11 protein-coding genes are annotated in these 12,277 nt (G+C 63.3%); 4 read left to right on the top strand and 7 right to left on the bottom strand.

The features are described 5' to 3' along the window. Positions 1-124: 124 nt before the first annotated feature. From MY55_RS22090 to MY55_RS22060, 7 genes are all read right to left on the bottom strand, one after another. Positions 125-562: an OmpA family protein gene (locus MY55_RS22090; protein WP_157889412.1), complete on the bottom strand. Its 438-nt coding sequence runs from the start codon at positions 560-562 to the stop codon at positions 125-127. A gap of 77 nt (positions 563-639) precedes the next feature. Then, entirely contained in the window at positions 640-1,137 is a 498-nt protein-coding gene (locus MY55_RS22085; RefSeq protein WP_043581346.1) for an Hcp family type VI secretion system effector, read from the bottom strand. A 62-nt stretch (positions 1,138-1,199) separates the two neighbouring features. After that, positions 1,200-2,678, bottom strand: a complete 1,479-nt coding sequence (tssC, locus tag MY55_RS22080; protein WP_043581347.1) for a type VI secretion system contractile sheath large subunit — start codon at positions 2,676-2,678, stop codon at positions 1,200-1,202. Then, positions 2,675-3,190 (bottom strand): type VI secretion system contractile sheath small subunit, encoded by a 516-nt coding sequence (gene tssB / locus MY55_RS22075; RefSeq protein WP_043581348.1) that lies wholly within the window; start codon positions 3,188-3,190, stop codon positions 2,675-2,677. Before tssB ends, tssC begins: the two co-directional genes overlap by 4 nt. Positions 3,191-3,226: 36 nt before the next feature. Then, a complete protein-coding gene (gene tagF / locus MY55_RS22070; protein ID WP_043581350.1) occupies positions 3,227-4,246 on the bottom strand; it encodes a type VI secretion system-associated protein TagF in 1,020 nt (339 codons plus the stop codon). Between the two features lie 15 nt (positions 4,247-4,261). Beyond that, positions 4,262-8,059, bottom strand: coding sequence for a type VI secretion system membrane subunit TssM (gene tssM / locus MY55_RS22065; protein ID WP_043581352.1), 3,798 nt, complete (start codon positions 8,057-8,059; stop codon positions 4,262-4,264). 33 nt (positions 8,060-8,092) lie between these two features. Next, on the bottom strand, positions 8,093-8,674 hold the full coding sequence (locus MY55_RS22060) for a M15 family metallopeptidase (protein ID WP_230623467.1): 582 nt from the start codon (positions 8,672-8,674) through the stop codon (positions 8,093-8,095). A 445-nt stretch (positions 8,675-9,119) separates the two neighbouring features. Between MY55_RS22060 and tssJ the strand changes: the two genes are divergently transcribed. The 4 genes from tssJ to tssE are packed head-to-tail and all read left to right on the top strand — an operon-like array spanning position 9,120 to position 12,229. Then, positions 9,120-9,653, top strand: a complete 534-nt coding sequence (tssJ, locus tag MY55_RS22980; protein WP_080770377.1) for a type VI secretion system lipoprotein TssJ — start codon at positions 9,120-9,122, stop codon at positions 9,651-9,653. A 44-nt stretch (positions 9,654-9,697) separates the two neighbouring features. Beyond that, entirely contained in the window at positions 9,698-11,044 is a 1,347-nt protein-coding gene (gene tssK / locus MY55_RS22050) for a type VI secretion system baseplate subunit TssK (protein WP_043581355.1), read from the top strand. Positions 11,045-11,051: 7 nt separating this feature from the next. After that, positions 11,052-11,753, top strand: coding sequence for a type IVB secretion system protein IcmH/DotU (icmH, locus tag MY55_RS22045; RefSeq protein ID WP_043581360.1), 702 nt, complete (start codon positions 11,052-11,054; stop codon positions 11,751-11,753). Continuing rightward, positions 11,750-12,229 carry a type VI secretion system baseplate subunit TssE gene (gene tssE / locus MY55_RS22040; protein WP_047250430.1) on the top strand — a complete coding sequence of 160 codons (480 nt, stop codon included), beginning with the start codon at positions 11,750-11,752 and terminating at the stop codon, positions 12,227-12,229. The genes icmH and tssE overlap by 4 nt, the downstream gene beginning before the upstream one ends. The last annotated feature ends 48 nt before the right edge of the window (positions 12,230-12,277 follow it).

Below are 12,277 nucleotides of genomic sequence, written 5' to 3'. Positions count from 1 at the left end.
AAGCTGGCGAGGAGGTCCATGGGCATTCTTGTGCGAATCGATAATGACAAGCCGCGCCGGCTATCGCTTGCCAGGCTGATGGGGCGATAGGCAACGGAGCGGCTTCAGTGCGGATCAACCGCGTTTAGTTGCTGACCAGCAGGCGGACGGCGTGCAGCGGGCGTTCGGTGTCGAAGCGCACGGTGATCTTGCTGGACGGGATGTCGGCCATCAGCAGGTATTGCCTTACCGCGGCGGCGCGCGCCTGGGCGGCGGCCTTGGCGTTGCCGATATCGTTGCGGTAGCAGTGGCCGCGAATGATGATGGATTTGGCGGATTTCAAGCTCGGCAGCAGCAGGTCCAGCTGGGCTTCGCCCACGGGAGTCAGCTTGCCGCTCATTTTCTCAAACGGAACCAGCGTGGAGTCGGCGGCGTAATTGGCGGCGGCGGCTTTGGCGATTTCAGCTTTGGCCTCATTGGCGGCGGCTGCAGCCTGCATTTCGGCCTGTTGAGCCTTGGTGGGTGCCGTCTGACAAGCGCTGCACAGCACGGCGACAGCCACGGTTATCAACAAACGTTTCATAGCTACACTTCCCCAAGTGACTAAAAAAGGCTTAAAACCCGCCCGAGAACGGGCGGGTCGGCATTCCATCGCTGGAATTAGGCGATAACTTTGTTCGCGGTCAGGTCCCAGCCGGCGCTGACATTGCCGCCGCCGGCGCCGTCGGCGCGCTTCTGCTGAGTGTAGGTCCACTTGATCTTGCCGTAGCTGAAGCTAACCTTCTCCGACGGGAAGCCGGAATCGGTAGCGGAACCTTGCGGCTCAACCTTGGAGATCAGGACTTGTTCCATCTTGATTTCCATGTACTTCACCTTGTCGCCACCCGCGCGGCACAGCTCGATGGTGATGTCCTTGATGTGCTTGCCGGTGCAGCAAGCTTCGTAGATCTTCGGGCTGGCTTTGTCCAGGAAGTGGGTGATTTCGTACACGCCATGGTTCACGCGCTCGGCGGTCGCGCCGCCGGCGGTGCTGGCGGAAGCCTGGGCCGGTTGTTCCAGCTTGTGGCTGAACGACTGGATTTCGATCCAGTCTTTGTGCTTGTCGTCGCCGCTTTCACCAGGAATGCCATCAATTTTCAGGAATGCATCAAAAGCCATTAGTACTTCTCCTTACATGGGTCGATAAACGGGGGCGTTCCACCCCCCTAGCTAGCAAAGCGTCAGCCCGCCGGTTGCGGCAACTCGGCTACCAGACGCAATGAAATGGTCAGCTCGTCCAGCTGGAAATGCGGACGCAGGAAGGCGGCGGCGCGGTAGACGCCCGGCTTGCCCGGCACTTCCACCACGTCGACGCGCGCTTCGCGCAGCGGATACTTGGCCTTGGCTTCCTGGCTGGCGGAATCGTCCAGCAGCACGTATTGGGCCAGCCAGGTGTTCAGGTAGTCCTGCACGTTCTGGCGCGAGGCGAAGCTGCCGATCTTGTCGCGCATGATGGATTTCATGTAATGCGCGATGCGGGAAACCGCGAAGATGTACGGCAGCTGGGTGGACAGACGCGCGTTGGCGTTGGCCGAATCGGTGTTGTAGGTCTTGGCCTTCTGCACCGACTGGCCGCCGAAGAAGGCCGCGTAGTCGGTGTTTTTGCAGTGCACCAGCGAGATCAGGCCCAGATCGGACAGCAGTTTTTCGGTGCGATCGGTGATCGCCACTTCGGTCGGGCACTTCAGCGCCACTTCGCCGTCGTCGGTCTTGAAGGTGTGCGCCGGCAGGCCTTCCACCAAGCCGCCGCCTTCCACGCCGCGGATGGCCGCCAGCCAGCCGTACTGGGCGAAGGCGTCGGTCAGGCGCGCCGCATAGGCGTAGGCGGCGTTGGTCCACAGGTATTTGTCGTGGTTGCTGCCATCGACGTTTTCCTCGAAGTCGAACTCCTCCACCGGCACATTGTCCTTGCCGTACGGCAGGCGGCCCAGCACGTGCGGCAGCACCAGGCCGACGTAGCGGGAGTCTTCGGATTCGCGGAACGATTTCCACTTCGCGTATTCGACGGTGTCGAAGATCTTGGCCAGATCGCGCGGCTTGCCGATGTCGGCGAAGGTTTCCAGGCCGAACAGGCCCGGCGCGGCGGCGGAAATCAGCGGCGCATGGGCGGAGGCCGCCACGTGCGACAGCTCGTCCATCAGGTAGAAGTCTTCCGGATGGCGGGTGAATTCGTAATCGCCGACCAGCGCGGCGTAGGGCGCGCCGCCGAAGGTGCCGTACTCTTCTTCGTAGATTTTCTTGAACAGCGCGCTCTGGTCGAACTCGGCCGCCGCCTTGAAGTCCTTGACCAGGTCCTTCTTCGACGCGTTCAGCACCTTGATTTTCAGCTGGGTGCTGGTTTCCGACTCCATCACCAGGTACTTCAGGCCGCGCCAGGAGGCTTCCAGCTTCTGGAAGTCGCCATGATGCATCACATTGTTCAGCTGGTCGGTGATCAGCTGGTCGATCTCGGCGATGCGGGCGTCAATGCTGGCGGACAGGTCGCGCGATACCGTCACGCTGCCCTTCAGCACCTGGTCGACCAGTTCGCCGATCAGGTCGCGGGTATGGTTCTTTTCGCTGTCATTGGTGGCGATGCGGCTTTGCTCGATGATGCTGTCGAGCAGGCTACCGCCTTCCGCCGCGGCCGGAGCCGCCTGTTGCTGCAGTTCCGCGCTCATTGCTCGCCCCCTTCCTGCTTGCCGGCCTGCTGGCCGATCTGGCGCAGCTTCTCGGTATCGCGCACCACTTCGTCCAGCAGTTCTTCCAGCTTGTCGTTGCCGGCCAGCTTGTTGCGCAGGTCGGCCAGGCGGGTGCGCGCTTCCAGCAATTGGTTCAGCGGGTCGATCTGGCGCACCACGTTCTGCGGTTCGAAGTCGGCCAGGTTGTCAAAATTCAGCTCCACCGACAGCTGGCTGCCGTCGTCCTTCAGCGCGTTGTCCACCTTCATGGTCAGGCGCGGCGCCATGCCTTTCAGCACTTCGTCGAAGTTATCGCGGTCGATCTGGACGAACTTGCGCTCCTTCATCTTCGGCAGCGGCTCCTTGCTGTGGCCGGAGTAGTCGCCCAGCACGCCCAGCACGAACGGCAGTTCCTTGGTTTCGATCGCGTCGCCAATTTCGACGTCATAGGTGATCTGCACGCGCGGCGGACGTACCCTCGACAGTTTTTTCTGAGTGCTTTCTTTACCCATGGTTTTTCTCTAGATGTTCAAAAGGTTCAAAAATGACTACGCGATATTGCGCGACAGACTGGTTAAAACCGTCCGCAGCTGCGCCAGCGACAGGCCCGGATCGTTCAGTTGCCGGCCCAGCACGTACGCCGCCTCGGCATAGGCCTGGTGGCTGCGCCACGGCGCCTTGGCGTCGTTGATGTCGACGACGAACTTGGCGTCCGGCTGGCTGCCCCAGCACTGGCTGGCGATCTGCTCGTTGAGCCCGGCCGGCAGCAGCACCAGGAAATGGCCTTCCGGCCGGCGCAGGATCAGGCACTGCTCCTGCGCGTCGCCGTTGTCGTAAGTGGCGGCGTGATACAGCGCCAGCCAGGTGACGGCGGCCAACACGTTCTCGCCCTCCACCGCCGGCAGCGGCAGGAAGTAGGCCTGCACCGGCAGGCTGTCGCGGAATTTGCGCAGCAGGCGGTGATGGAACACGAAGGCCAGCAGCACCGACTCCAGATCGCCGCTGCCCGCCTGGCTCAGGCTTCGCCCCAGCTCCGACGCCGGCGTCACCGCCAGGTGTTTTTCCAGCAGTTGCTGCGCCAGATCGATGTCGGCCACCGACGAGGCGCCGAAGCGCAGCTGCTCTTCCAGAAACTGCTTGCAGGCCAGCATCTCCACCGAATTGTCGATGGCGCTGGCCAGTTGGTCCTTCAGGCCGGTGAAGAACAGCTCGTTGGCCAGCAGCAGGATCGCCGTCGGCGGCAAGGCGGTGTCTATCGCCACCAGCGACGCCGCCACCAGCGGATAGTTGCGGCCGCCTTCATCGCGGCTGGGCTGGATCACGCCCAGCGACAGCCAGTTCTGGTCGCGGCTTTGCAGCACGAAGGAGGTGGCCGGCATCGCCAGATAGCGGCGGGTGCTGTCCTCGTTGAACTCCATCCGCTGCAGGCTCTGCGCCAGCAGTTGATCCAGCTGCATCGCCGCCGGGTGGGTGGCATTGACCCGCACGAAGTCGGCGCGCCGCGGCAGCTTGCCGAAAATGCAGAACTGCGGGGGCACTTCCTGGGTGCGCTTGAAATTGAACGCCATGCCGCTTATCTCCAATTACAACGTCACGCGTTCGGGCAACGTCAGTTTGTAAAGCCGGTTCAACTGCAGCGGATTGACGCCGCCCAGCATGCGGAAATTGAAGCGCACGGTTTGCGCCTCGGCGCCGCTGCCCTTGGGCAGGTTCCAGCTCAGTTGGGCCGAGCCGTCGCCGCCGTCCTGCACCTTGGCGCTGGCCAGCAGGCGCATCAGGCCCATGCGGCCAGACTGGTTGCCCACCACGGTGCTGGCGCCGGCGTAGTTGACCACCTGGATGCGGGCGCCTTCGCCGCCGCCACTGCCCGGCCAGTTGAACGGCTGCCACGGCTGCGGGCCGTTGCGGTAGCGCAGCTCCTGGCCGTCTATGCTGAGCACGGTTTCGGACAGGCCCGGGGTCGGCAGCGGCTGCAGCTCGAAGCGGCTGTTCTCGCCATCCTGCAACTGGCTGTTGGCCAGCGCCATCAGCCGGCTGACGCCGGTGAGGAATTCCGGATTGAAGCGCACGCCCTGGTTGCCCCAGGCGCGCGGCACCAGGCTGTCGCCCTTCTTCTGCACCAGGCCGTTCAGGTATTTGTTGACGAACTTGTCCAGCGTGCCGTCATTGGCCTTGACGAAGCGGTTGATGTCCGCCACCGAGGCGCTGCTGCTGGAGTCGCTGAACGGGTACTTGCCGGCCAGCTGTTTCCACTGCGGCAGCACTTCGTTGGCCCAGGCCTGGTTGATGTCCTGCGCCACCGGGCCCAGCAAGGCGCTGTACGACTGCGACAGCGGCCGCACCAGCATCGGCCGCACCATCTCGATGGTGTCCGGCGTCGCGCCGTTCAGCAGGGTGTTGTCGACATAGGACAGCGTGTCGCCCAGTTCGGAACCGGAGCCGTTCAACGTCGACTGCAGCGCGGTGCGCGCCTGCGGGCCGGGCTCGTCGGTGGTGGCGATGGCCGCCATCTTCACTTTCAGCTTGGCCAGCTGGTCGAGGTAACCGTTGATCGGCGGATTGTCGCCCTTGACCAGCGCGGCCACGCCGGCGAACTGCGCGCCCACCACGCCGAACTGCTTGTCGCTCTTGGCGTCGGCCGGGCTATCCGCGCCCTTGAACAGTTCGGTGGTTTTTTCCAGCACCGAGCGCTTGGCGGTCTCCAGCGAGCGGTTCAGCTCGGACGGATTGTCCCAGGCGGTTTCCTGCGCCGCGCGCGCCAGGATCAGCCTGATCGGCGAGTTCTGCTTGTCGGAGAGGCGGGTCATCGCCGACGCCGACTGCGCCGGATTGGTGATGTCGCGCACCACCACGCCCTGCAGGAATTTGTGCCAGGCGGCGATGTATTGGGCGCGGTACAGCGCTTCCAGCGCGGCGCGGTTCTTCTCGGCGTCGCCGTCCTTGCCCAGGTTGTCCTGGCTGCTGGAGGCCAGCACCCAGTCGTCGCTGCGGATCTCGCCCTTGCTCGCCTCGTCGATGGCGGCGCGCACATAGGTGTTCCACGCCTCGCGGGTGTAGGCGCCCTCCACCATCTGGCTGCTGGCCATGATGTCCATGTCGCGGTTGTCGAGGATGCGGGCCACGGTCAACGGCGCGAAACGGGTGTTGGCGCGCGCCTTGATCTCGCTGAACACGCGCTCCTGCGCCGACAGGCGCTTGAACGAGCCGCGCAGCACGTCGCGGGCGTCGGCCACCACCTTGGGATCGTTGTCGATCAGCGGCAGGTCCGGCTCCTTGATCTGGCTGACATAGAACGCCACCAGCTTCTCGGCCTGGCCCATCACCTCGTTGACCGGGTACTCGCCGCGCTGGCTCTCCAGCCACGGCCGCCAGTAGCGCGGCAGTTGGTCGGCCAGCTGCGCCTCTTCCATACGGCGCTGCTCATGCAGCATCAGATAGGTTTTCAGCGCGTTGTAGCCGACATCCAGCTGCTGCGGATTCTGCGGCTTGCCGGCGGTTTCGCCGCCGATGGCCGGCGCCGAGGCGTCCAGCTTGGCGGTGGTCGCGCGTTGCGGCAGCTCCAGCGCGCTCAGGTTGATATTGGGCAGCGCATGGCCCTTCGGACGCGGCTTGTACTGTTTGATCGGCTTGGCCGGCTGCGGCTTGGGCTCGGGTTTGGCTTCCGGCTTGGGCTGCGGCTTCGGCGGCTCGCTGACCGCCACCGGCTGCGGCACGCCGGGCTTAAGCGCCGCCAGCGTGGTTTCCAGGTTTTTCTGCACCGGGCGCAGCATCACGTCCTTGACGCCGGCGAAGTAGGCCTTGCGCAGATTGCGCTCGAGTTCTTCGCCCTGGTAGAGGCCCATGCCGATCTGCCACGGCTCGCCGTTGCGGCGGTAGTTCTGCAGCTCTTCCAGCCGGTTCTGCAGGATCAGCAGGCCCTTCAGGCGGTCGTACAGCTGGCCGGAAGCGGCCAGTTTCTGCGCCTGCGCGCGCTCGGCGCTGACCTGCGCGATCAATTGCTGGTTGCCGACGAACGACCAGGTCCACAGACCGGCCACCGCCGCCAGGCTGACCACGCCGGCGATCATGCCGGCCAGGCGCCAGCGGCTGCCGCTGGGCTTGGTCTGCTGGAAAATCAGGTGTTGGTCGGGGAACAGCACTTCGCGGAACAGGCCGCGCAGGAAGTAACTGTATGAAGCCGGCGCCTGATGCTTGTCCAACCCGCCGGCGGACAGGTCGAACTGCCCCTGCACGCGGCCGGCGGTGACGATGCGCGGCACGCCTTCTTGCAGCGCGCTGGTGAAATAGAAGCCGCGCAGCAACGGGCGCGAATGGTACGGGTCTTCCTCGAACAGCAGGCGGACGAACTTGACCACCGCCTCCTGCAGGCCATGGAACTCGATCGGGAAGGCGAAGTGCGCCGACTTGACCGCGTCGCCGCGCGCCTGCGACAGCTGCTCCTCGCCCATTTGCACCAAGCCGCGGTACAACTGCTCGAACTGCTGCGACACCACGGCGGAGGCATCGAAGCCGGTGCCTTGGTCGGCCGACAGCGTGGCGCCCCAGACGCGGGAGCGCTCCTCCTCGCCGGCCTCGTTGAAGAACTGGGCGAAGCCGCCCAACAGGTCTAGCTTGGTGAACACCAGGTAGATCGGCACCATCAGGCCGAAGGTATTGCACACTTCGTGGATGCGCTCGCGCACCTGGCGCGCGTACAGCACGAAGCCTTCGCTATTGTGCTGCGCCAGCTCCGGCAGGCTGATCGCCACCATGATGCCGTTGACCGGCGCCTTGGCGCGGTATTGCTTCAGCAGCTTGAGGAAGGCCAGCCACTCGCCGCGGTCTTCGCTCTCGGTGGCGTAGCGGCCGGCGGTATCCAGCAGCACGCCCTCGGTGGAGAAGAACCAGTCGCAGTTGCGGGTGCCGCCCACGCCCTGGATGCCGCTCTTGTCGCTGAACGGGAAACTCAAGCCGGATTGCAGGATCGCGGAACTTTTACCCGCCGCCGGGTGCCCGATGATCATGTACCAAGGCAGCTCATACAGCGCCGCGCTGCCGCGCGCGTTGCCGATATTCGACTTTTTCAGCGTGTCGATCGCGCCCAGCATGCGCTGGCGCAGCAAGGTCACTTCGGCGCGCTTGTCGGCGCTGGCGTTGATCACCGCCTCATCCGCCTGGCGCCGCAACATGCCCTCCAGCAGCCCGCCCGCCCGGCGCGCCAACACCTGGCCGACCAGCAAGGCCAGCACCCATACGATCATCACCACGACGATCCACCCCAAGCGCGCCTCCAGCGACTTGAGGCCCAGCCAGGGTCCCAGCCACCAGATCAAGGCGATCAGGATCAAAAACCCGATGGCGGACGCCACCTTGGCATTGCGTAGCCAACCTTTGTTAAACACCGAATTTACCTTCCCTTAGAAGCTAAAAGACAATCATTTGTTCTTGTGCGCCAGCAATGCCCGCAAGGAGCCGGTGCGCTCGATATGGCCGTAGTCGCGGAAGCTCCACACGCCGCCCCAGCCCAGCCCCTGTGCCTTGGCCTCCTCGCCCAGCGCGGTATAGGCCTGCATCGCCCACGGATCGCGCTCCGAGATCACCACCTTGCCGTTTCTCACCGGGGCAAGGTCGGCAGCCAGGCCGTACTGGTGCTTGCTCTCCCCGCCCTTGGCCTGCGTCACTTTGGCGCTGCCGCCGGCCAGGCGGTTCTGCCGCTCGGCGCTGCGATAGCCCTCCAGCAGCACCATCGGAAAACCGCGGGCCTTCATCTTTTCCATCACCCGCAGCACATCCTGTACGAAAGCGGGGTCCATCCGGCTCCAATCGCGGTCGGCCTTGTCCAGCGCCAATTGCGGCTTCTCGGCCACCGCGTCGACAAAGGCGCTGGGCGGCAGCGGCGGCGGCGGCACGAGCTTTTCCTCCAGCAGCGCCTGCCGGATCTGGCTGCCGTGGGCATATTCATTCGGGGTGAATTGGGGGTCCTGATGATAGCCGCCAAAGTGCAGCGTAATTGCCACAACGGCCCCGACCAACATTAGCGACAACAAAGGCAGAAACAACGTCAGCGAGCGTCTATTCACCCAGCCGCGCGCAGCCGAAACCGTTCCGGACAAACGCGAAGACGCCTCGTCATTCCGGCTTTCCTCAACTGCGGCAAAGGCCGGATTTTGAGGAATCTCAATCGGCGCCTGAACCACCCGAAGCCTTGCCCCGCCAAGAAAATAACGCCACCCCAACCACAACATGAGCAATAAGATGCAAGCCACCGCCAGTGGCACAATTAACGTCATTGGAATTTTTTATACAAACGATTGATGAACCGGCAAATTACGCGATATGCTTGATTTGATTTGCAAAGAAGTCAAGTGCCGGGGTCGAATTCGATACGGCACATGCAAGCAGAGACAAGCGTATTCTTTAGAATGAACCGTTGTATGCCGTCTTATTTCAGGTGCCGATTATATGGATTTAACTAAACGCTGGCAAAAAACTTGCTTGATGATCGCGGCGCTGGCCTTGCCGCTGCTGGGCGGCTGCGCAGGCCCGAAAAACATCACTCTCAGCAGCGAAGCCACCACCGCGCTGAACCGCGACAAGCATGGCAAACCATTGTCTGTGGTAGTACAAGTTTATCAATTGAAATCGGACCAAGGATTTAAACTACTCACACCTGACCTTTTGGCCAGTGGAAAGCCGATAGCAGATGTGTTAGGCGCTTCGGTAATATCCAGCAAAGAATTGATATTCGTTCCGGGCGGCAAGCAGGAACTGGATATGACAATCCTGGAAGACGCCAATTATGTTGGCGTAATCGGTTATTTCCGTCAGCCGAATCCCCACTTCTGGCGTTTGCTTTATGATGCCGGCCGCGTGCGCAGCAAGGACCTCAAATTCAAAGTCGACGACTGCTATTTGCAGGCGATCAAACCCGAAGCGATTCAGCTGCCAGACCAGCCCAATACCGGCGCAGTCGATTGTTCCACCGCGCGCAACTAGAATAGCGGCCATCACCTCCCAATTCAGCCAAGGTTCAAGCAGCAATGCTTCATGCACAGAGAATATTATGGGGCGAAGGCATGTTCCTTCGCCCGCAGCACTTTCAGCAACAGGCTTTATTTCTGGAGCAAGCCCAATCCAGCCTGCTGCGGCTGACCCATCGCCACGCCTGGGGCATCCAAAAGCTGTCGCTGGATGAAGCGGCGCTGAAAGGCGGCATCATCCGCGTCGACGAGCTGACTGCGCTGTTCCGCGACGGCTCGCTGTGCCAGGCGCCCGCCAGCGCCCCGCTGCCGCTCAGCCGCGACCTCGCCTCCATGCCGCAGATCGGCATCAAGACCACGTTGTACGCCTGTCTCGCGCAACTGCAGCCCTATGGCGGCAACACCCGCGGCGGCGAGGCCAGCGCCCGGCCGACCCGCTTCCACAGCGACCACAGCGAAGTCTCCGATCTGTACACCCAGGCGCTGGCGGCCGACCTCTCCACCCTGCAGCTCGACATCAAACTGATGCTGGAGGAGGAAAACCGCGACGGCTACGACTCCATCCCGCTGTGCCAGCTGGAAAAGGACGCCACCGGCCAATGGACGGTAGGCAAGGAGTTCCTGCCGCCGCTGCTGGCGATCGAGGGTTCCGGCGAAATGATGCAGATGCTGCGCCGGCTGCTCGACATATTGCTGGTGAAGAGCCAGGCACTGTCCGGTGCCCACCGCGAGCGCGCCAAGAGCGTGATGGAGTTCGGCTCGGCCGACATCAGCTCGTTCTGGCTGCTGCACACCGTCAATCGCAACTTCGCCCGCCTGCGCCACCTGTCGCAATGCCAGCCGCTGCATCCGGAAGAGCTGTACATGGCCTTGGCCGAGTTCTGCGGCGAACTGCAGACTTTCGCCACGCTGTACACGCTGTCCGACATCCCGGCCTACCGCCACGACCAGCTGCACCTGGTATTCCCGCCGCTGGACCTGCAAATCCGCGAACTGCTGGAAACCGTGGTATCGGCCCGCTACAAGGTGATTCCGCTGCACTCGCCGCGGCCCTCCTTCCATATCGGCCGGCTGGAAAGCGACCGGCTGCTGGACAATGTCGACTTCTACCTGTCGGTGCAAAGCGACCAACCCGCCAGCTACATCCTCGACAACGTGCCGCTCAAGCTCAAGATCGGCGCGCCGGACGATGTCGAACGCATCCTCAACTCGGCGATGCGCGGCGTCAGCCTGGCGCACTCGGCGCAAACGCCGTCGGCCATCCCGGTGCGCGTGGGCAACCACTACTTCGCGCTGGAGCCGGGCAGCGAGATCTACAGCCGCATGCTGCAGTCCCGCAGCATCTGCATCTACGTGCCGCAGACGCTGGCCAATATTTCCATAGAACTGATAGCGGTCTTCCGCTGATACCGACATGAACCAAGCAAGCATCCAAACCGCGGAACGCGCCTTGAGCGTAGCCGCCCCCGCCGCGCCCAGCCTGCGCGAAATGCTGGAAGACGGCATCTATCTGCTGTTCCTGCTGAAGGAAGGCAACGCCCCCAGCAGCGCGGTGGAGTTCAACCGCCGCGTCGACCACTTCCTCGGCCAGTTCGAGCGCAACGCGCGCAATTTCGGCAAGGACGGCAACGCCATCAGCCATTCCAAATACGCGTTCTGCGCGCTGATGGACGAAATCATCCTGTCGTCCGATTTCGCGCTGCGCGACGAATGGGAACGCATGCCGCTGCAGCTGCGCTTGTTCGGCGAACACCTGGCCGGCGAGGGCTTCTTCAATCGCCTGGAACAGCTGCGCGACGCGCCGGCTGAAAACATCGAGGCGCTGGAGGTGTTCTACACCTGCCTGCTGCTGGGCTTCCAGGGCAAGTACTTGCTGGAAGGCGAGGAGAAACTGGGCTACCTGCTGCACAAGCTCGGCCAGGAAATCCAGCAAATCCGCGGCGGCAAGGCCGATTTCGCGCCCAACTGGCAGCTGCCGCAACGCTTCCAGGCCTTTGTCCGCCATGAGCTGCCGCTGTGGCTGTATTTCGCGCTGCTGGCCGTCGCAGGCGCCGGCATCTTCATCGCCTTCCGCTGGATGCTGGCGCGCCAGGCGGCTTCCGTATTCGGCTTATGAGCGGCAACCGCCACGCGCAGATTCTGCCATCGGTGCTGGACCGTTTGCTGGACGACGCTCCGGACCTGAGCCACATCGAAGCGATCAGCCTGTTTGAGCTCTCGCAGTTCAAGCAGGCGTTGGCGCGCGACCTGGAAGCCTTGCTCAACACCCGGCTGATGCCGCTGGACGAGCTGTTCGAGCCCTTCCCGCGGGCCCGCGACAGCCTGCTCAGCTACGGCATCCCCGACCTGTCCGGCATCAGCCTGCTCAACCCGGACGACCGCGAAACGCTGCGCGAACAGCTGCGCCGCTCGATAGAACTGCACGAGCCCAGGCTGTCGCGCGTGCGCGTCAACCTGGACGCGCCGCGCGAGCTGGAGCGCCACCTGCGCTTTCGCGTGGACGCGGTGCTGAAAGTGCACCCGCACCGGCCGCCGGTGACATTCGACGCCACCCTGCAACTCTCCTCCAACGTTTACAAGGTGCAGGGCTGAACGCCCTCTTCTTTCGATCATGGACCTCACCAACCTGCTGTCCTCCTA

Origin of the sequence: Chromobacterium subtsugae (genome assembly GCF_001676875.1) — a bacterium.
Taxonomy (GTDB): Bacteria; Pseudomonadota; Gammaproteobacteria; order Burkholderiales; family Chromobacteriaceae; genus Chromobacterium; species Chromobacterium subtsugae.
Note: the sequence above shows the minus strand (reverse complement) of the source record. Positions and strands in the feature narration are given on the sequence as shown.